The organism is Duganella dendranthematis (assembly GCF_012849375.1).
GTDB lineage: Bacteria > Pseudomonadota > Gammaproteobacteria > Burkholderiales > Burkholderiaceae_D > Rugamonas > Rugamonas dendranthematis.
This window is the reverse complement of the sequence record NZ_CP051684.1, coordinates 2,115,450-2,135,260: the sequence shown is the minus strand read 5'-3', so window position 1 is coordinate 2,135,260 and position 19,811 is coordinate 2,115,450. Positions and strand designations below refer to the sequence as shown.

The 19,811-nt window shown below is 64.3% G+C and carries 12 protein-coding genes; 7 read left to right on the top strand and 5 right to left on the bottom strand.

The genetic code is table 11. From position 1 onward, the window contains the following. The first annotated feature begins 149 nt into the window (after positions 1 to 149). The 4 genes from HH213_RS09785 to HH213_RS09770 all read left to right on the top strand — a co-directional run bounded on the left by HH213_RS09785 (position 150) and on the right by HH213_RS09770 (position 6,116). Positions 150 to 491: a DUF2946 family protein gene (locus HH213_RS09785; protein WP_169112129.1), complete on the top strand. Its 342-nt coding sequence runs from the start codon at positions 150 to 152 to the stop codon at positions 489 to 491. Between the two features lie 69 nt (positions 492 to 560). Next, a complete protein-coding gene (locus HH213_RS09780) occupies positions 561 to 1,781 on the top strand; it encodes a TolC family protein (protein WP_169112128.1) in 1,221 nt (406 codons plus the stop codon). Then, on the top strand, positions 1,774 to 2,964 hold the full coding sequence (locus tag HH213_RS09775) for an efflux RND transporter periplasmic adaptor subunit (protein ID WP_169112127.1): 1,191 nt from the start codon (positions 1,774 to 1,776) through the stop codon (positions 2,962 to 2,964). The genes HH213_RS09780 and HH213_RS09775 overlap by 8 nt, the downstream gene beginning before the upstream one ends. A gap of 14 nt (positions 2,965 to 2,978) precedes the next feature. After that, positions 2,979 to 6,116 (top strand): efflux RND transporter permease subunit, encoded by a 3,138-nt coding sequence (locus tag HH213_RS09770; protein ID WP_169112126.1) that lies wholly within the window; start codon positions 2,979 to 2,981, stop codon positions 6,114 to 6,116. A gap of 36 nt (positions 6,117 to 6,152) precedes the next feature. On the opposite strand, the gene HH213_RS09765 is transcribed toward HH213_RS09770, so the two are convergent. The 4 genes from HH213_RS09765 to HH213_RS09750 all read right to left on the bottom strand — a co-directional run bounded on the left by HH213_RS09765 (position 6,153) and on the right by HH213_RS09750 (position 13,975). Next, positions 6,153 to 8,201, bottom strand: a complete 2,049-nt coding sequence (locus HH213_RS09765; RefSeq protein ID WP_229263376.1) for a glycoside hydrolase family 97 protein — start codon at positions 8,199 to 8,201, stop codon at positions 6,153 to 6,155. 17 nt (positions 8,202 to 8,218) lie between these two features. Next, entirely contained in the window at positions 8,219 to 9,724 is a 1,506-nt protein-coding gene (locus HH213_RS09760; RefSeq protein ID WP_169112125.1) for a tryptophan halogenase family protein, read from the bottom strand. After that, positions 9,725 to 11,071 carry an alpha-amylase family glycosyl hydrolase gene (locus tag HH213_RS09755; RefSeq protein WP_169112124.1) on the bottom strand — a complete coding sequence of 449 codons (1,347 nt, stop codon included), beginning with the start codon at positions 11,069 to 11,071 and terminating at the stop codon, positions 9,725 to 9,727. Positions 11,072 to 11,134: 63 nt separating this feature from the next. After that, the gene (locus HH213_RS09750) at positions 11,135 to 13,975 is read right to left on the bottom strand and encodes a TonB-dependent receptor (RefSeq protein ID WP_169112123.1); all 2,841 of its coding nucleotides are present in this window, start codon (positions 13,973 to 13,975) and stop codon (positions 11,135 to 11,137) included. A gap of 196 nt (positions 13,976 to 14,171) precedes the next feature. Here HH213_RS09750 and HH213_RS09745 point away from each other — a divergent pair, with 196 nt between their 5' ends. Together HH213_RS09745 and HH213_RS09740 are read left to right on the top strand one after the other, a co-directional pair. Beyond that, positions 14,172 to 14,831, top strand: coding sequence for a response regulator transcription factor (locus HH213_RS09745; RefSeq protein WP_110845779.1), 660 nt, complete (start codon positions 14,172 to 14,174; stop codon positions 14,829 to 14,831). Continuing rightward, on the top strand, positions 14,824 to 16,194 hold the full coding sequence (locus HH213_RS09740; protein ID WP_169112122.1) for a sensor histidine kinase: 1,371 nt from the start codon (positions 14,824 to 14,826) through the stop codon (positions 16,192 to 16,194). The genes HH213_RS09745 and HH213_RS09740 overlap by 8 nt, the downstream gene beginning before the upstream one ends. A 53-nt stretch (positions 16,195 to 16,247) precedes the next feature. Here the strand turns inward: HH213_RS09740 and acpA are convergent, their stop codons facing one another. Continuing rightward, positions 16,248 to 18,374, bottom strand: a complete 2,127-nt coding sequence (acpA, locus tag HH213_RS09735) for an acid phosphatase (protein WP_169112121.1) — start codon at positions 18,372 to 18,374, stop codon at positions 16,248 to 16,250. 160 nt (positions 18,375 to 18,534) lie between these two features. Here acpA and HH213_RS09730 point away from each other — a divergent pair, with 160 nt between their 5' ends. Continuing rightward, positions 18,535 to 19,776 carry a cytochrome-c peroxidase gene (locus HH213_RS09730; RefSeq protein WP_169112120.1) on the top strand — a complete coding sequence of 414 codons (1,242 nt, stop codon included), beginning with the start codon at positions 18,535 to 18,537 and terminating at the stop codon, positions 19,774 to 19,776. Positions 19,777 to 19,811 lie beyond the last annotated feature (35 nt).

The following is a 19,811-nucleotide window of genomic DNA, read 5'->3' as shown; positions in this document are numbered from 1 at the left end:
CCGTTGTCGGTGGGGAGTTGGAAAAAGGCCACAGGGTAAAGAGCGGATATGACAAGCTTGTTACGCAACGGCGCTGGCAGCGCTTCCAGCTAAAAATATTATGGCTGATGCGGAAAAGCTGATGGCTCGGCAGGCTGCTACAATGCGGTGTGAAAAAAATCCTGCTCATCCTGCTGTTGACGATCCTGCCGATCCAGTACGCCTGGTCGATGGCGGCCGTCTATTGCCAGCACGAAGAGAACAAGGTGTCGCACTTCGGCCACCATGGCCATCAGCACCAGGCGCAGTCCGACGATGACACGGACCACAGCAAGCCGTCCAAGCATGGCGATTGCGAGGTTTGTCATCATGCGGTGCAGGCCTCGGTACCGGCCGCCGAGCCGCTGATGACGGTGGCGCCGGCCGCCGTGTTTGCGCCAGCGGGCGTGCCGCGCTATCACTCCTATATTGCCGATGGGCCGCCACGGCCCAATTGGATGCTCGTCGCTTAACGCGGCGAGGCCTGATCTTTTTCCTTTCACGTCTCGTCGAATTCCTGTTCTGTTAACTCGGAGAATTCGATGGTCAAGATATTTTTGCCGCTATGGTTAGCGGCGTGGCCTGCGTACGCGCAGGCCGTGGTGGAGCCGTGCGCGCCGTTGACGCTGTCCGCAGCGCTGGCGCTGGCGGATACCTCTCATGCCGATCTGGCGGCGGCGCGGCATGCGCTACTGGCGGAAGACGGCGTGGTGCAGCAGGCTGGCTTGCTGCCCAATCCCTCCCTGAGCGTGGAGCGCGTTGATACGCGCCGTGATACCCGCGAAACCACTTTGCAACTGAGCCAGCCGCTGGAGCTGGGCGGCAAACGCGCGGCGCGCATGCAGGCGGCGCAGCGTGGACGCGAGGGTGTGGCGGCGTTGCTGGTGCAGCGTCGGGCCGAGGTGCGCGCTGATACGGCGGCGGCGTGGTTTGCGGTGCTGGCGGCGCAGGAGCAATTGCGTCTGGCGCAGCAGGCGTCGGAGCTGGCGCAGCGCGCAGCCGGTGCGACCGCACGGCGGGTGGTGGCCGGCAAGGTGTCGCCGGTGGAGGAGACGCGCGCGCAAGTGGCTGCGGCCACCGTCAAGCTGGACTTGATACGGGCGCATGGCGCGCTGGCGACGGCGCGTGCGCGGCTGGCGGCGTTGTGGAGCAATCCGGCGCCGTGCTTTGCGCAGGCTTCTGGCGAGATGGCGACGTTGCCGGAATTGCCGTCGCTGGCGGCGCAGCGTGCGTTACTGGTGCAGGCGCCGGCGATGCAGGTGGCGCAGTCGGAGCTGGCGCAGCGGCAGGCGGCGGCACAGGTGGAGTTGTCGCGCCGCGCGCCGGACGTGGCGCTGACGATCGGTAGCAAGCGCTCGGAGGAACTGGGGCGCACGCAGGCGGTGTTTGGCGTGTCGGTGCCGTTGCCGCTGTTCGATCGTAATCAGGGGGCGGTACTGGCTTCGGCACGGCGTGTCGATCAGGCGCGGGATGGGGTGACAGCGACGGCCTCGCGGCTGGAGGCGGAGCTGGTGCAGGCGCGGGAAGAATATGCGTCGGCGCGTGCGCAGGCGCTGGCTTTGCAGGGCGAGATTCTGCCGGGCGCGCAGAGTGCGTATGACGCGGCCAGTACTGGCTTCGAGTACGGCAAGTTCGGCTTCCTCGACGTGCTGGATGCGCAGCGCACGCTGTTGCAGGCACAGTCCCACTACCTCACCACGCTGGCCGATGCGCATCGCGCGCAGGCCGCCATCTTGCGTTTGACCGGAGCAGAATATGAGTAAGAAGCAGACTATTATCATCGCCGTCATGGCGGTCATCTCGCTGCTGCTGGCGGCGTTTATTCTCAAGCCGTGTGGCGACGCGCACGCTGATGCCAATGCCGATGCCAAGGCGCCGGCCAGCGCGGCGCACGGGGATGCTGCCAGCGCCGCGCCCGAGACCATCGCGCTGAGCGAGGCGCAGGTCAAGGCGTCCGGCATCGTGCTGGCGACTGCTGCGCCGGCGCAGATCAGCACCATCCTCACGCTGCCAGGAGAGATCCGCTTCAACGAAGACCGCACCGCGCACGTGGTGCCCAAGCTGGCCGGCGTGGTGGTGGCCGTGCACGCGGAGCTGGGCCAGACCGTCAAGCGCGGACAGCTGCTGGCGGTCATCGCCAGCAGCGCACTGTCTGAACAGCGTAGCGAACTGCTGTCCGCACAACGCCGGCTGACGCTGGCCAGCACCACGCTGGAACGCGAACGCAAACTGTGGCAAGACAAGATCTCGGCAGAACAGGACTACCTACAAGCCCGCCAGGCGATGAACGAAGCCGACATCGCTGTCCAAAACGCCAAGCAAAAACTGAGTGTGCTGGGTGCTGGCGCGGCGGCAGGCTCGCAGCTCAACCAACTGCAACTGCGTGCACCGTTCGACGGCGTGGTGATGGAAAAGCACCTCGCGCTCGGCGAGGCGATCAAGGAAGACGCCAACGTCTTCACCATCTCCGACCTGTCCACCGTGTGGGCCGATTTCGCCGTGCCGGCGCAAGACCTGAACCGCGTGCGTGTCGGCGAAAGCGTCATCGTGCGCGCCTCGGCGTTCGACGCGCAGGCCAGCGGCAAGATCAGTTACGTCGGATCGTTGTTGGGTGAACAAACCCGCACCGCCAACGCCCGCGTGGCGCTGGCCAATCCGCAGCGCGCCTGGCGTCCGGGCCTGTTCGTCAATGTCGACGTGCAGTCGGGCCTGAGCGAGGCCGCCGTCACCGTGGCTTCAGGCGCGCTGCAAACGGTGGATGGCCAGCCTGCCGTCTTCGTGCGCACCAGGCAAGGCTTCGTGGCCCAGCCGGTAAAGCCGGGCCGCAGCGACGGCAAGCTGACCGAAATCCTGCAAGGCCTGTCCGCAGGCGCTGTCTACGCCGCCGCCAACAGCTACGTGCTGAAGGCGGAACTGGGCAAGGACGGCGCGGAACATGAACATTGAGGCGGGAGACGACCATGTTTGAACGACTTATCCGCTACGCCATCGACCAGCGCTGGCTGGTTCTGCTGATGGTGGCCGCGATGGCGGCGCTGGGCGTCGTCAGCTATGGCAAGCTGCCGATTGACGCCGTGCCGGACATCACCAACGTGCAGGTGCAGATCAACACGGCGGCAGCCGGCTACTCGCCGCTGGAGACCGAGCAGCGCGTTACCGTGCCGCTGGAGACGGTGCTGGCCGGCCTGCCGCGCATCGAGCAAACACGATCACTGTCGCGCTATGGGCTGTCGCAGATCACGGTGGTGTTCAAGGACGGCACCGACATCTACTTCGCGCGCCAGATGGTCAGCGAACGGTTGCAGGAAGCGCGCGCGCAGCTGCCGGCCGGGATCACGCCGGCCATGGGACCCACCTCCAGCGGCCTCGGTGAAATTTACCTGTGGACGGTGGAAGCGAAGCCAGATGCGAAGAAGGCCGACGGCACACCCTACACGCCGACCGATCTGCGCGAAATCCAGGACTGGATCGTTAAGCCGCAGCTGCGCAATGTGGCCGGCGTCACCGAGATCAATTCCATCGGTGGCTACGCCAAGGAATACCAGGTGGCGCCGCAGCCGCAGCGTCTCGCTTCCTATGGTTTGACCTTGCAGGACGTGGTGCTGGCGCTGGAACGCAACAACGGTAACGCCGGCGCCGGCTACATCGAAAAACGCGGCGAGCAGCTCCTGGTACGCGCGCCGGGCCAGGTGAAGTCGCTGGAAGACATCCGCAACATCGTGCTGCGCAGCGTGGATGGTGTGCCGGTGCGCGTGCGCGACGTCGCCGATGTCGATATTGGCCGTGAACTGCGCACCGGCGCCGCCACCGAGAATGGCCGCGAAGTGGTGCTGGGCACCGTCTTCATGCTGATCGGGCAGAATAGCCGCGCCGTGTCGCAAGCGGTGGACAAGCAGATGGCTGTCATCAACCGCAGCCTGCCGGCCGGCGTGCAGGCGGTCACTGTGTACGACCGCACCACGCTGGTGGATAAAGCCATCGGCACCGTGAAGAAAAACCTGCTGGAAGGCGCGGTGCTGGTGATCGCGGTGTTGTTCCTCTTCCTCGGCAACCTGCGCGCGGCGCTGATCACCGCCATGGTGATTCCGCTGGCGATGCTGTTCACCTTCAGCGGCATGGTGGCGGGCAAGGTCAGCGCCAACCTGCTGAGCCTCGGCGCGCTGGACTTCGGCATCATTGTCGATGGTGCGGTCGTCATTGTCGAGAACTGCGTGCGGCGATTGGCGCATGCGCAAGTCACGCTCGGCCGGCCGCTAACGCGCGCGGAGAAATTCGATGAAGTCTTCGCTGCGGCAAAGGAGTCGCGCAGGCCGCTGCTGTTTGGGCAGCTGATCATCATGGTGGTGTACCTGCCGATCTTCGCGCTGACCGGCGTCGAAGGCCGCATGTTCCACCCGATGGCCTTGACGGTGGTGATGGCGCTCGCGGGCGCGATGATCCTGTCGGTGACGTTTATACCGGCGGCGGTGGCGCTGTTCATCGGCGACAGCGTGGTGGAAAAGCACACGCCGCGCATCAACCTCGGGTACGAAATGCTGCTGGAACGCGCGCTGGGCAACGCGCCGGTGGTGCTGTCGTTCGCCGGCATCGCGGTGGCGCTGTCGCTGCTGATGGCGACGCGCATGGGAAGCGAATTCGTGCCGTCCCTCAACGAGGGCGATATCGCCATGCAGGCCTTGCGCATTCCCGGCACCAGTCTGACGCAGTCGGTGGAAATGCAGAAGCAGGTGGAGTCGACCTTGACGCGCCAGTTCCCCGAGATCGAGCGCGTGTTCGCCCGCACCGGCACGGCGGAAATCGCGTCCGACCCGATGCCGCCGAATATCTCGGATGGTTACATCATGCTCAAGCCGGAGGCGCAATGGCCCAAGCCGAAGAAGTCGCATGCAGAATTGCTGGCGGCGATACAGGCATCGGTGGCGCAGTTGCCGGGTAATGCCTATGAGTTTTCGCAGCCTATCCAGCTGCGCTTCAATGAGTTGATTTCGGGCGTGCGCAGCGATGTCGCGGTCAAGCTGTTTGGCGATGACGATGCGGTGCTGAACGCCACTGCGGCGCGCATCGCGGCCATGCTGGCCAAGGTTGACGGCGCGCAGGAGGTCAAAGTGGAGCAGACCAGCGGCCTTCCGGTGCTGACGGTGGAGATCGACCGCGCAAAGACGGCGCGTTACGGCCTCAATGTCAGCGATGTGCAGGAGGTGGTGGCGACCGCCATCGGCGGCAAGGACGCGGGCACGATGTTTGAGGGGGACCGGCGCTTTGACATCGTGGTGCGGTTGCCGGATGTGCTGCGCAGCGATCTGGAGGCGGTGAAGCGCTTGCCGTTGCCGCTGGCCGGTTCCGGCAATTTCATTCCGCTCGGTGAAGTGGCGAACTTCACTATCGCGCCGGGGCCGAACCAGATTAGCCGCGAGAACGGCAAGCGCCGGGTGGTCATCAGTGCCAATGTGCGCGGGCGGGATATGGGATCGTTCGTGGACGAGGCGGAGCAGCGTTTGCAGCAGGTGAAAATCCCGGCCGGCTACTGGACTACGTGGGGCGGGCAGTTCGAGCAGTTGCAGTCGGCGTCGCAGCGCTTGCGGATTGTGGTGCCGGCGGCGTTGGGGTTGGTGATGCTGCTGCTGTTTGCCATGTTCGGCAATTTGAAGGATGGGCTGCTGGTGTTTAGCGGGATTCCATTCGCGTTGACCGGTGGGGTGGCGGCGTTGGCGATGCGCGGCATACCGTTGTCGATATCGGCAGCGGTGGGGTTTATCGCGTTGTCCGGCGTGGCGGTGCTGAATGGGCTGGTGCTGGTGTCGGCGATCCGCAAGCTGCGTGAGGAGGGACGCGGTGTCGAGGAGGCGGTGCGGGAAGGCGCGTTGGCGCGCTTGCGGCCGGTGTTGATGACGGCGTTGGTGGCGTCGCTGGGGTTTGTGCCGATGGCGATTGCCACCGGCACCGGGGCGGAGGTACAGCGTCCCCTGGCCACGGTGGTGATCGGGGGGATACTGTCCTCGACTGCGCTGACGTTGCTGGTGTTGCCGCTACTGTATCGTTGGCTGCATTTACCCCGCACGCTTTTGCCACGACGCTGGCGTGACCGCTTAAGGGTCTGACCCCGTCCGGGGTCAGACCCTGCGTGGCAGTGCGGGTTACAGCGGCGTAAACCGAATCGCCTGGCCGCCGCCAGGAGCCAGTTTGAGTTGCAGCACCGTTTTCGCCGTCACCGTCTGCTTCTCAATGACGATGTCGAAACGGTGGCTGCTGCGGTAGTCCGCCTGGTCGCCGTCGCGATAGATCTCTGCCGTGTAACGCTTGCCGGCGTCGAGGAAGTCCAGCGACAGCGGCAGCGTGCGCGCCTGTCCATCCGTGATCGAACCGACATACCAGTCCTCCGAGCGGCGGTCCTTGCGCGCAATCGTCACATACTCGCCCAGCGAACCATGCAGCACCCGCGTGTCGGCCCAGTCGGTCGGCACGTCCTTGATAAACTTGAACGGTCCCGGATACTTCTCATAGTTCTCGATCAGATCCGCCGCCATCACCACCGGCGAATAAATCACCACAAAGCTGGCCAGCTGCTTGGCCTGCGTGGAGTTGATCGGCCGTCCTTTCACGCCTTCCAGGCTCAAAATGCCCGGCGTGTAGTCCATCGGACCACTCAGCATGCGCGTAAACACCAGGTTCACTTCATGATCCACGCTGTTGATCGGATTGCCCCAGGCGTTGTACTCCATCCCGCGCGCGCCTTCGCGTGAAATCCAGTTCGGATAGGTGCGGCGCAAGCCGGTATCCTTTACTGGTTCATGCGTATCAATCGCCAGCTTGTAGCGCGCCGCTTCGGTCACCGCCTTCAGGTAATGCCGCACGCCTTCCTGCGAATCGGTGTAGCCGAAATGCGTGCCGCCGCCCGCGCTTGGGAAAATCGCCGCGCCGCCATCAGTCACGTAGCCGGACTTGATGCTGTCCACGCCCAGCTTTGCGTACAGCTGATAACCCGCATCCATTTGCTGCTCGTAGCGGGCGATATTGCCGCCGGTCTCGTGGTGGCCGATCAGCCGTACGCCTTTCTGCTGCGCGTAAGCCGACAGCGCAGGCAAATCAAAGTCCGGATACGACTGCGTGAAGCTGAATGACGAACCGCTGCCCGACCAGTTGCCATCCCATCCCAGATTCCAGCCTTCCACCAGCACGCCGCGGAAGCCGTTGCGCGCGGCGAAGTCGATATAGCGCCTGGTATTGGCCGTGGTGGCGCCGTGCTTGGCGCCCGAGCCCCAGGTGCTGCGTTCCAGGTGCATCTCCCACCATACGCCGACAAACTTGGACGGCTTGACCCACGATACATCGCCCAGCTTATTCGGTTCGTTCAGGTTCAACACCAGATCGGACATATACAGACCGGCCGCATCGTCGGCGATCTGCATGGTGCGCCATGGCGTGGTGAAGGCGCCGCGCCGTTCCACCGGCGGACCGAATGCGGACGGCGTCAGGTGCGCGCGCAGTGTCTGGCCTTCCACCTTGCGCAGCCACATCGAGGCGTAATCGACCAGTGCCGCTTCGTGGAAGGCGATATGCGTGCCGTCCTGCGTGCGGATGGTCAGCGGCGTGTTGGCGGTGCCGACTTCGGCCAGCGGCGTCTTGCGGGTGGCATATTCCAGCGCGGCCTTTTCGCCGGCTTCCTGCCACCACGCGGTGGATGGCGGCGCGACGACAAATTCGGTCAGCTCATCGCTGATTTGCGCAACCGGCAATTGCTGCTGGTCGGGGAACTCGTAGCGGAAGCCGACGCCGTCGTCGAATACGCGGAACACCAGCGCCAGGCGGCGGTTGTCGAGCGCTTTCTGCACCAGTTCCAGCCGCAGCTCCTGGTAGTGATTGCGCACGTAGCGGCGTTCGCCCCACGGCTGTTCCCAGGTGTCGTCGTGCGAGGAGACGGCTTGCCGGGCCAGCGTGAAGCCGTTGTCCAGCTGCGGCGCATTGGTCAGCAGGAAGCCGAGGTGGGACGGCGCGATCAGCGGCTTGCCGCGCCGCTGCACGCTGTAGGCCAGGCGGCCGCCGTCTTCCAGCTGGACTTCTACGCTAAGCGAATGGTCGGGCGACGAGACGGTGCCCAGCACCTCGGCGGCATTGGCGCTGGCGACCACGCCCAGCATCATGCAGGCGGCGGAGATCCAACGGACTTGCAGGGAATTGATATGCACTACTACTCCTTAAAACACTACAGTTGACGCGCCGCGCAGTTGGCCGCGATGAAGGCGGCATGCGACGGCATTTGATCCACACAATTGCTGATCACCGAGGCGATGTCGCCCAGGTAGTCGGCCACTTCTTTTTCATCCATCAGGTCTGCCAGCGGATGGTGCCCGGCCACCGGCACGCGCTGTCCATGCAGCACCTGCAGCCAGCCTACTTCCGCAAACAGTTCGTTGTCGACGCGGACGATGCGGCCGCGCGCGCGCCACAGATCCATTTTTTCGCGCAGCGTGTCCGGTATCTCCATGGTCCGCACATGGTCCCAGAACGGCGTGTCGTTACGTTCGGTGGCGTGGTAGTGCAGGATGATGAAGTCGCGTATCCGCTCGATCTCGAAATTGCATTGGCGATTGAATTCGGCGATGTCCGGCTGGCTGAATCCCTTGTCCGGGAAGAAGCTGATGAGGCGCGCGATGGTCGACTGGATCATGTGGATGCTGGTCGATTCCAGCGGCTCCAGAAAACCGGACGACAGGCCCACCGCCACTACGTTCTTATTCCATACCTGTTTGCGCTTGCCGGCGGTGAAGCGCAGCAGCTTGGGTTCCGCCAGCGGCCGGCCATCCAGGCTGGCCATCAGCTGCGCGCGCGCTTCATCGTCGCCCATGAATTTCGACGCGTACACATGGCCGTTGCCGGTGCGGTGCTGCAAGCCGATGCGCCACTGCCAGCCGGCCGGCCGCGCCGTGGCGCGTGTGTAGGGCAGCAGGCCGCCGCCAAGTTCGCACGGCACCGCCCAGGCGCGGTCGCACGGCAGCCAGTGCGACCAGTCCTCAAAGCCGGTGTGCAGCGCCTGTTCGATCAGCAGGCCTCGGAAGCCGGAACAGTCAATGAACAATTCGCCGCCAATCAGATCGCCGTTTTCCATGCGCACGGCGTCCACGTGGCCGTCGCTGGCGCGGGTCAGGGCGTCCACCACCTTGCCTTCGATGCGGCGCACGCCGCGTTGTTCGGCATAGCGGCGCAGATAGCGCGCATACAGGCCGGCGTCGAAATGGAAGGCGCTGACGATGTCGCCCAGCGGCGAGTTGCCGTGCGAGCGGTCGGCGCGCATGAATTTTCCTGCGTTTGCCGCCATGCGGTTGATCGAGTAGTTTTCCAGGTCGGGCGCCTTGCCCTGCTGGTGCATGCGCAGCCAGTACTGGTAGAACGGCAGCGTCGCCAGGTCCTGGCCGAAAATGCCGAAGCCGTGCATATAGCGGTCGCCAATGCGGCCCCAGTCGCGGAATTCGATGGCCAGCTTGAAGGTGGCCTGCGTCTCGCGCACGAATTCATTCTCGTCGATGCCGAGGACGGCGTTGAACAGTTTGATCATCGGGATGGTCGATTCGCCGACGCCGACGGTGCCGATGTCCTCCGATTCGATCAGCGTGACCTGCACCTTGTCGCCCAGTATCCGCGACAGCGCGGCTGCGCTCATCCAGCCGGCGGTGCCGCCGCCGACGATGACTACTTTTTTGATGGTCTCCATCTACTCTGCCTTGGTCATGATTTTATAGCTCCACGGCGCCATGTCGAACTGCGTCGACTCATCGACCTTGAGCGTCTCGCCGCTGGTGAAGTCGCGGTAGCGGCCAAGGTGCAGGTCATCGCGAAAGCTGGTTTTTACCGGTTGCGCGCTCAGGTTAAACACGGCGAACACTTTGTCGCCGGCGTTTTGCCGCACAAAGCTGAACACCTGTTTGGGCGCGTTGTTCGGCACCTGTTCCATCCTTGCGCCCCACTCGCCGTTCCACAGCGCGGTGTGCTGCTTCTTCAGCGCATTCAACTGCGTGTACAGCGCGGTGTAGGGCGACGCCTGCCACTGTATCGCATCGCGTTCGAAGAAGGCCAGCCGTTTGCGGTTGCCGGCTTCCTGGCCGTTGTAAATCAGCGGCATGCCTTCGCTGACGAAGGAAAACACGATGGCCGCATCCACCGCCGGGCCAAAGATCTCGAACTCGGTGCCGTCCCAGGCGTTCTTGTCATGGTTGGTGGTGTACAGCATGCGGTAGGCCTGGCGCGGATAAAACTTCTGGTTCCACGCATAATAAGTATACAGCGAGGTGGCGTCGGCCTTGCCGTCGGTGATGGCGCGCAGGCCGTCCCACCAGCTCCACGCGTAGCTGGCGTCGAAGGCGCGCGCGTGCATGTCACGGCTTTCCCATTCGGCCAGCATGAACACCGGCTTAATGGCGCGCAGCTCGGCCGCGGCGTTGTCCCAGAAGTCCTGCGGCACCAGGCCGGCGGCGTCGGCGCGGTAGCCGTCCACGCCCACTTCGCGCACCCAGTAGCGCAGCGCGTCGGTCATGTAGCGGCGCAGGCCGGGCTGGTTGTAATCGAGGTCGATGATGTCGTCCCAGTCGTACCATGGCGTGGGATGCGGGCGGCCGTGGCGATCGCGCTCGTACCATTCGGGATGGCTGGCGTACAGCACGTTGTCCCACGAGGTGTGATTGCCGACCCAGTCGAGGATGACGTGCAGGCCGAGGCCATGGGCGGCGTCGACGAAGTGCTTCAAATCGGCCTGGGTGCCGAATTCCGGATTGACGGCGAGGTAGTCGCGCACCGCATACGGGCTGCCCAGCGCGCCTTTGCGTTTGGCGAGTCCAATGGGATGGATGGGCATCAGCCACAGGATGTCGACGCCCAGCGCCTTGAGGCGCGGCAGCTGGCGTTCGGCGGCGCGGAACGTGCCTTCCGGCGTGAACTGGCGGGTGTTGATCTGGTAGATGCTGGCGTTTCTGGTCCATTCGGCGTGCTGGAACTGCACGTAGGGATCTGCTGCGGCGGCGCCGCTGAAGGTGATGAGCAGCGCGGTCAGGAGTGATTTGATCATGTAAGCGGTAAAAAAACGGATGCCCTGCCAGGGGACGGTCGACAGGGCATCCGGTAAAAACACCTAGAACTTGTAGTTCAGGCCAAAGGTGTAGGTGCGGCCATACACCACCTTGTTGGTGATCTGGTTAGGATCCGTGGTGTACTCCTGGAACGGTGTGTTGGTCCAGTTATGCCCTTGCAGGAACACCGACGCGCCTTTCAGCCAGCCTTGCTGGAATTCGTACGAGGCTTGCAGGTCGACGATGGTCTCGCCCTTGATGAAGGTGAACTGCGAGTCGCTGCGGTAGTCCAGGATCTGGCCGACGAAGCTGGAGCGGCGGTGCGCGGCCCACGCCAGTTGCAGGCCGTGGTTTTCGTAGTAGACGCGCAGGCTGCTGACGTTCTTCGACAAGCCGGGCAGGCCGATCTCGCTGACCGCGCCGTTGAACACCGGCGCATTGTTCGGCGAGACGAAGCCGCTGGTCGGCAGTCGCACCGAACTGTCGGTGAACGAGTAGTTGGCGGCGACGCCGAAGCCGTCCAGCCATTGCGTGGCCAGCGAGAACGGCAGATTGACCGCCAGCTCGTAGCCGTGCATGTTACCGCCCTGGCCGTTCTGCGGCATGGTCAGGAAGCCGATGGTGGAACCGGCGAACGGGCCGGTGGTCGGCAGCGGCGTGGTGGGGCTGGTGTACGGCTTGAAGTCGAACTGCATCGGCGCGTTGATGATGTAGTTGTCCAGCTTCTTGAAGAAGGTGGCGGCGCTGATGTAGCCTTTCTTGCCGAAGTATTTTTCATACGACAGGTCGAGCGAGCGCGCCTGGTACGGCTTCAGCTGCGGATTGCCGGCAAAGCCGCTCAGCGCCGGCGCCACCGAGGTGGCGTTCTGCACCGAGAAGTCGAGTCCGGCCTTCATATTGTCCAGGTTGGCGCGCGAAATCTGCTTGCCGGCGCCCAGGCGCAGTTTTTGCTCGTAGCCGAGGTCGAATGCTACGTTCAGGCTCGGCAGCACGTTGGTGTAGCTGGTGCCGTCGCTGCGGATTTTGTACGGGCAGGTTTCCACCGTGATGCCGGTGCAGTTGGCCAGGTCGACCTGGTTGCCGGTCGATTGCTGTTTGGTGTGAACCACCTGGAAGCCGATGTTGCCGGTGTAGGGGACGGCCCACAGGCTGCCGTCGAGGTCGCTCATGGCGTAGGCGGTGGCGACTTTCTCGCCGACGGTCCAGTCACGCGCCAGCACGGTGGCGTCGACCCAGCGGTTCAGTTCGTAGATCGAACCCAGCGTGCCGGTGGGGTCGAACGAGGCCACCATGATGCCGGAGGCGCCGGCCGGCGCCACCTCAGTACCCGGTACGGCGGCGCTGGCGTAGCCGTCGCTGCCCTTGACCGACAGCCGGCCTTCCTGACCGGTACGCGACTTGTCGCGCTTGGTGAAGTTGGCGCCGAAGTGCAGGTCGGACAGCGGACCCCAGTCCAGCACGCGGTGCGCGGTCAGGCGCGCCGAATTGACGGTGTCCCTGATGGTCGGCAGCGCCACGTAGCCGGCCTGCGGCGAATTCGGTCCGCCGCCCCAGCCGTCGACGTCGGTCAGCAGCGATACCGAGCGGTCGGCATAGCTGATGCTCGGCGTGTACTTGACGTCGGAGAAGTTGGTGCCGTTAAAGCCGGTGTAGCTGATGCTGGCCAGCTGCGAGGCCGGCGTGTTGCCCGGCTGGCCGGCGGTGGTCTCGTAGTTGGAGATGTTCTTGACACCCTTCGAGTGCGAGACATCGGCCTCGATCCGCCATTGCTCATCGAGCTTGAGCTCGTTGTTCCAGCCGATCGACGTCAGCTTGTCCTTGCTGCCGTACAGGTGATTGCGGACGTCGCCCTTGTAGTTGCTGATGGTGCCGCTGGTGGCGATGCCGTTGACCACCACTGCGTTGCTCAGCACGCCGACCGGATCGTACAGGCCGGTACTGCCGGCCACCGCGCCTTCGATGCCGGTTTTCTTGGTGGTTTCGTCGCCGCGCGAGTAGAACAGGTCCAGCGTCGAGCGGAAGTTCGGGTTGGGCTTGTATTGCAGCGTGACGGCGGCGCCGTCGCGGTCATTCTTGCGGCGCGAGGTCTCGGACAGGAAGCCGCTGGGCGCCTTGGCGGTGCCGCCGTCGTAGGCCATGTCGGTGGTGCCGCCGCCCCAGCTGTCGAACTTCAGCTCGCCGCCGTTGTCTTCCTTGAAGCGGGTCAGGCCCAGCGACAGGCCGATGGTGCGGTTGGCAAACTGGTCGACATAGCTGAAAGTGGTGCGGTGGCCAGAACCGAGGTCAGAACCCGAGTCGAAGCCAATGCGTTCCTTGCGCACCGAGGCGGCCAGCACGCGTTGGCCGAAGTCCAGTGGCCGTAGCGTGCGCAGGTCGATGGTCGAGGCCAGGCCCTGGCCCATCAGGCTGGCGTCCGGCGTCTTGTACACCAGCACCGAGCCGGTCAGCTCGGACGGGAACAGGTCGAACTCGGGGCTGCGGGCGTCGCTGGTGGACGCCTGCTCGCGACCGTTCAGCAGCGAGCCGTTGAAGCTTGGCGACAGGCCGCGCACGCTGACGTCGGTGGCCTTGCCGTTGGTCTTGTTGCGCTGGGTGGTCACGCCGCTCAGGCGCGAAATCGACTCGGCCACGGTGTTGTCGGGCAGCTTGCCGATGTCTTCGGCGGAAATCGCCTCGACGATGGAGCTGGAATTTTTCTTGATCGAGATCGCCGCTTCGACGCCACGGCGGATGCCGGACACGGTGACGCTGGCGATGCCATCGTCGTCCGCCTTGGCCGGCGCCGGCGTGGCCGGATCGCTGGCCGGGGTGGTTTGCTGTGCGTGGCTGGCGCCAGCGGCGCTGATCAGCAGCGCGCACGCGGCCGCCATCGGCCGCAGCCGGAATAGGGTGCTGGTGGTCATACATCTCCTTTGTTTTATTGTGAACTGCTGGACGGATGGTGTAACAGCGCTAAAACCGGGTCAACAATCGCGTCAGGCCGACCTGAAGAAAGCGTGAAGGTTGGCGGCCAAGTCCCTGATTTGCCGATAATTCGGCAGTTGTGGCGTTTTGCCGACGTTGGCGTACTTAAACTACAAAGCCAGCTAAACTGGCGCCATGAATATCCTGATGATTGAAGATGACCTGGCCATCGGCCGCGCGCTGCTGGCGGTGTTACAGGACGAAGGCCACCTGGTGGTCTGGCTGCGGCTGGCCGACGGCGTGCTGGCGCGCCTGCAACAAGAAAACTTTGACGCCGTGCTGCTCGACCTCGGCCTGCCCGACGGCGACGGCGGCACGCTGCTGCAGCAGGTCCGCGCGGCCGGCCTGAGTGTGCCGGTACTGATCATGACCGCGCGCGACAGTCTGCAAGACCGGCTCAACGGCTTCAACACCGGCGCCGACGACTATCTGATCAAGCCGTTCGAGATTCCCGAACTGCTGGTGCGGCTGCGCGCCATTGTGCGCCGCGCCAACGGCAATGCCGACGGTGGCGGCTGGAGCTTCGGCGACCTGATGCTCGACGAGCGGCGCATGCAGGTCACGCGCGCCGGGGCGCCGGTGGCGCTGTCGCGCACCGAGTTCGCGCTGCTGCTGGCCCTGGTCAAGGATTCCGGCCGGGTGCTGACGCGCGCCGAGCTGGAGCAGGGCGTGCTGCCGCACAGCGAAGGCCAGACGCTGGACGTGCACATCTCCAATCTGCGCAAGAAGATCGGCGAGCGCCTGATCCGCACCGTGCGCGGGGTCGGCTATTTTGCGCAGCGTCCGCATGAATAAGCCGTCGTCCTTATTCCGCCGCCTGATGCTGGGCTTTACCGGCGTCATCACGCTGGTGGCGCTGGCCGGCTTTACTTACGTGGCGGTGGAGGCCAAGATTACCCAGCGCGCGCGTACCGCCAGCGAAAACGCCGCCCACGCGCGCGAGGTACTGCTGCATCTGCGGGAGATCGCCGGCGAACCGGTGCGCATGCAGAATGCGGCTGCCGCGCTGGAAGCCGTGCGGCTGGCCATGTTCCGCGATCTGGACTATCACTCGCGGGTGCGCCTGCGGGTCTGGCAGCATGGCGCGCTGATTTACAACTCGCTGCCGGCCTTGCCGGACCAGTTGCCGGCGCCCGGCAGCGCCGCCGCGCGCGATAGCAACGCCTGGGTCAGCGCGGTGCAGCGTGACGACGCCAGCGGGCTGATCGTCGAACGCAGCCATGAAATCGATGATAAATGGATGCAGAGCTTTTCCGGCGTCAGCTTCCTGCTGTCGTCGACGATTTTCAGTTTGCCTTTGCTGCTGTTGCCGGCGTGGCTGATTATCGGCATCGGCTTGCGGCCGCTGCGCTCGATTGCCGAGCAGATCGAGGCGCGCGCGGTGTCGGATTTGACGGCGCTGCCGGAGTCCAAGTACCGCGAGCTGTCACCGCTGGTGGATGCGATTAATCGCCTGATGATGCGGCTGAGCGCGCGTATCGAGCATGAGCATGAATTCCTGACGGATGCCGCGCATGAACTGAAGACGCCGCTGGCGGCGATCCAGATCAATGCCCATCTGCTGTTGAGCCGTAGCGCGGCGGGACAGGCGGGGCCGAGCGCCGAGGCGGAGCAGGGCTTGCGCGATGGCGTGGCGCGGGCCACCCATATGGTGCACCAGTTGCTGGCGTTTGAGCGGGCGCGGGCCGAGCCGGGCGGCGAGCCGTTGCCGTTGACGGAGCTGGGTGGCTTTGTGCGGGGCCGGCTGGCGGCAGCGGCGCCGCTGGGCTTGCAGCGCGGGGTCGAGCTGGAATTCCAGTCGGCGCAGGAATGTCCGATGGCGGTGCATGTGGAAAGCATGGCGGCGCTGCTGGATAACCTGATCAGCAACGCGGTCAAGTATTCGCCGGAAAACGGGCGGGTGGTGGTGCGGCTGGAAGGCGGGCGGCTGACCATCAGCGACCAGGGGCCGGGCATTGCGCCGGCGTTGCAGCAGAAGGTGTTTGAGCGGTTTTACCGTGTACCGGGACAGGAACAGTCCGGCAGTGGGCTGGGATTGGCGATCGCCGAGCGGGCCGCCGAGCGGAATGGCGGCCGCATTACGCTCGACAGTGATGGCGCCGGCCTTACCGTTACCGTCGACTTTACCCCGCATGCTTTTGCCACGACGCTCACTTGACCTTTTAGGGGTCGGACCCGCAGGGTCCGACCCCACCCGGCGGTGCGGGTTTGTTATTCCTGAGGCGTCAGCGCCAGCGCTGCGCTGAAGTCACCCATCGGCTTGGCGCCGTTGGCGGCCAGCGCCTTGTCGCGCACCGTCAGGCCGTCCAGCACCGGCAGATTGAAGCGGTGGGTAATCGCGCGCAGGATCGAGGCCGAGTCATACTGGGTATGGTCGACCGACCCTTTTTTCACGTATGGCGACACAATAATCGCCGGCACGCGGGTGCCTGGACCCCAACGGTCGCCTTTTGGTGGCGCAGCGTGGTCGTAGAAGCCGCCGTTTTCATCGTACGTGACGATGACCAGCATGTTCTTCCACTGCGGGCTCTTCTTCAATTGCGCGATCACGTTGGCGATGTGCGCGTCGCCATCGGCCACCGACGCGTAGCCGGCGTGCTGGTTCAGGTTACCCTGCGGTTTGTAGAACGCCACTGGCGGCAAGGTGCCGGCTGCTGCGTCGGCCACGAACTGGGTGTCGTAGTCCTTCAAGTGCGCCGCGCGGTAGGCGGGGTTCTTCACCGGGTCCATGTTGGCGAAGTAGTTGAACGGCTGGTGGTGGAACTGGAAGTTAGGCGGATTGGCAAACGCGCCGCGGCTGGCCGAGGTGGCGTTGGCCGTGGTGCTGGCCCAGGCGCCCGAGTACCAGGCCCAGTCGACGTTCTTGCTGGTCAGCATGTCGCCGATGTTCTTCTGCGTCTGCGGTGGCAAGGTGGTGGACTTGGTGGTGTCGGCAAATAGGTGGCTGCTGTCGCTGGCGGCCGGGGCATTGCTGCTCGGCTGGTACGGCGGCTGCATGGTGTTGACCGCGTAGAACATGCCGGTCGAATCGGCCGGCGTGAGGGCGCCGTCGTTGGCGTAGGCCGGGGCGCCGTTCAGCACGCTGCTTGGCGCGGTGGCCGACGGCGTCAGGCGCACGAAGTTGCCCTTGCTGTCGACATCGATCTTGGCGATCGAGCCGGCCGCGACCGAGGTGTCGGCGTTCGGGTACTGCGGCGCGCAGGCGCAGATCAGGTACTGGTGGGTCAGGAACGAACCGCCGAAGGCGCCGATGAACAGGTTGTCGGCCAGCGCGTATTGCTTGGCGATGTCCCACATCTTCATCTTGCTGCCGTCGTAGTAGCCCATGGTCAGGCCGCCAGCGTCGGAATAGGCTGCGAACTTGTCGTTGGCGCCGCCGTTGATCTGCATCTGGTTGTTGTAGAAGCGGTGCACCAGGTCGCGCGAGATGACCGATTGCGGCATCGAAATCGCGCTGTTGGCGTCGTCAATCTGGAACGGTTTGTTCGGCAGGTTGGCGGTTTGTGCCTGGGTGATCACCAGGCTCTGGCCGGCGGCGGTCATGCCGCCCCAGGTTGGCGGCAGCACTGGCAGGGTGCTGTTGTCGATGTCTTTCTGCGGCACATAGGCGCTGGTCGAGGTCGGGTTCACACCCGGCACGCCGTTAGCGCCTGGGAACAGGCCGTACAGATTGTCGAAGCCACGGTTTTCCGCGTAGATGACGACGATATTCTTGATGTTGCCCAGCGCTGCGCCGGCGCTGATGGCGTTGGCCACGTCGGCGTTGGCGCTTTGCGTGCCGGCGGCGGCGATGACGGCGGTGAAGTTGTCGTTTTCGGTTTTCAGCTTGGCCTGGTCGTCGCCCGATACCTTGTTGACGTCGGCCAGCAGGTTGGATTCGCTGACGCCGATGCGTGCAGCCAGCTGGGCGCTGGCTTTGGCGAAGTCACCGCCGTTGGCGTCCATGATGGCGGTCAGTTCGGTGCTGATGGCGTCGATGATGCCGGTATGGCCGTTCGGTGCGCGGAACACCAGTTTCTGCGTCACCTTGGTGCCAGCGTCGCCCAGTGCGTCATGGCGGATGGCATCGGTTCCAACGGTGACCAGCAAAGCGCCGCTATTGGTGCCGGTGACTTTGAAGGAGCCGTCGGCGCCGGTGCGCACGGTGCCCGAGTTGCTGTCGCAGGTCAGCTTGGTGCTGCCTTCCAGGCAGACCACGGCGTTTTCATAGTAGCTGCCGACCACCTGGCCGGACACGGACGGCACGTCGCTATCGGAGGAACTGCCGCAAGCGATCAGCCCGGCGCCGATGCCGGTAGCCAACAGCAACAGCGGCACAGGACGCAGTGCCGTTTTCAAGTTTGATTTCATCATTCTGCCTTGAGGGTGGTGGGTGAAAGCGGCTCATGCTATTTAGCAAATATGTCAGGACGATGAAATGGGGAGGTCGCAAAAGTATCGTTTTGTATCGTTCTATGACTGTCATGTAGCGGTCACGTCATTTTGCTAGGCTGCGCGCATGAAAATTATTTATACAGTTGCCGTGGCTGCGCTGCTGAGCGCGTGCCAGCCATCCCCGTCTGATCACGCCGCCGCGCCTTCCGCCACTATCGCTGCCGATGCCCCCCGCGCTGCGTATGCGCCGCCGGCGGGCCGCCGTCCGACCGTGCCGGAACTGACCGCGCTGGGCCGCGCCATGTTCAATGAGCCCAGCCTGTCGGCGTCGGGCAAGCTGGCCTGCGCCAGCTGCCACAGCCCGGACAACGGCTACAGTCCCAACAACAATCTGGCGGTGCAGCTGGGCGGTCCCGACGGCCGCAGCGAAGGCACGCGGGCGACGCCGTCGCTGCGCTATATCCAGAACGTGCCGGTCTTCACCGAGCACTATCACGACGATGACGGCGACGACAGCGTCGATGCCGGCCCGACCGGCGGTCACAACTGGGACGGCCGCACGCAGACGGCGCACGAGCAGGCGCTGGGGCCACTGCTGTCGGCGCGCGAGATGGGCAACCAGGATGAGGCGGCCGTGGTGGCCAGGCTGAAGGATGGCGCGCTGGCGCCGCAGTTCCGCAAGGTGTTTGGCGACGATATCTTCAGCCGGCCCAACGCCGCGCTGCAGGGGGCGCTGATGGCGCTGGAAGTGTTCCAAGAAAGCCCGACCGATTTCTATCCCTACACCAGCAAGTACGACGCCTACCTGCGCAAGCAAGTCACGCTCAGCCCGCAAGAGCAGCGCGGCCTGCGCGTGTTCAACGATGAGACCAAGGGCAATTGCGCGTCCTGCCACATCAGCCAGATTTCGCAGGGCGGCGTGTTCCCGCAGTTCACCGACTACGGCCTGATTAATATCGGCGTGCCGCGCAACCGCAAGCTGGCGGTCAACGGCGATCCGGCGTATTACGACCTCGGCCTGTGCGGCCCGGACCGCACCGATCTCAAGGATCACAAAGAATATTGCGGCGCCTTCAAGACGCCGTCGCTGCGCAATGTGGCCACGCGCAAGGCGTATTTCCACAACGGCAGCTTCAGCAGCCTGGAGGAAGTGGTGCGTTTCTACGCTACCCGGGACACCACGCCGAAGCGGTGGTACAAGGGCCGCAAGTTCGACGACCAGCCGGAAGGCATGGACGGCAACGTCAACATGGAAGCGCCGTTCGGCGGCAAGGTGGGCGGCAAGCCGCTGCTGAATGAAGGCGATATCGCCGACATCGTCGCCTTCCTCAAAACACTGGACGATGGTTATCAAGTGAAAAATTAGCAAATTTGTCATAGAATGCGGATTCCATTGCTCTA

Excerpts from the sequence above, each read along its gene's own strand:
- HH213_RS09775 (WP_169112127.1), top strand. The coding sequence starts at position 1,774 with ATGAGTAAGAAGCAGACTATTATCATCGCCGTCATGGCGGTCATCTCG.
- HH213_RS09780 (WP_169112128.1), top strand. The coding sequence starts at position 561 with ATGGTCAAGATATTTTTGCCGCTATGGTTAGCGGCGTGGCCTGCGTAC.
- HH213_RS09755 (WP_169112124.1), bottom strand. The coding sequence starts at position 11,071 with ATGATCAAATCACTCCTGACCGCGCTGCTCATCACCTTCAGCGGCGCC.
- HH213_RS09745 (WP_110845779.1), top strand. The coding sequence starts at position 14,172 with ATGAATATCCTGATGATTGAAGATGACCTGGCCATCGGCCGCGCGCTG.
- HH213_RS09750 (WP_169112123.1), bottom strand. The coding sequence starts at position 13,975 with ATGACCACCAGCACCCTATTCCGGCTGCGGCCGATGGCGGCCGCGTGC.
- HH213_RS09730 (WP_169112120.1), top strand. The coding sequence starts at position 18,535 with ATGAAAATTATTTATACAGTTGCCGTGGCTGCGCTGCTGAGCGCGTGC.
- HH213_RS09760 (WP_169112125.1), bottom strand. The coding sequence starts at position 9,724 with ATGGAGACCATCAAAAAAGTAGTCATCGTCGGCGGCGGCACCGCCGGC.
- HH213_RS09740 (WP_169112122.1), top strand. The coding sequence starts at position 14,824 with ATGAATAAGCCGTCGTCCTTATTCCGCCGCCTGATGCTGGGCTTTACC.
- HH213_RS09770 (WP_169112126.1), top strand. The coding sequence starts at position 2,979 with ATGTTTGAACGACTTATCCGCTACGCCATCGACCAGCGCTGGCTGGTT.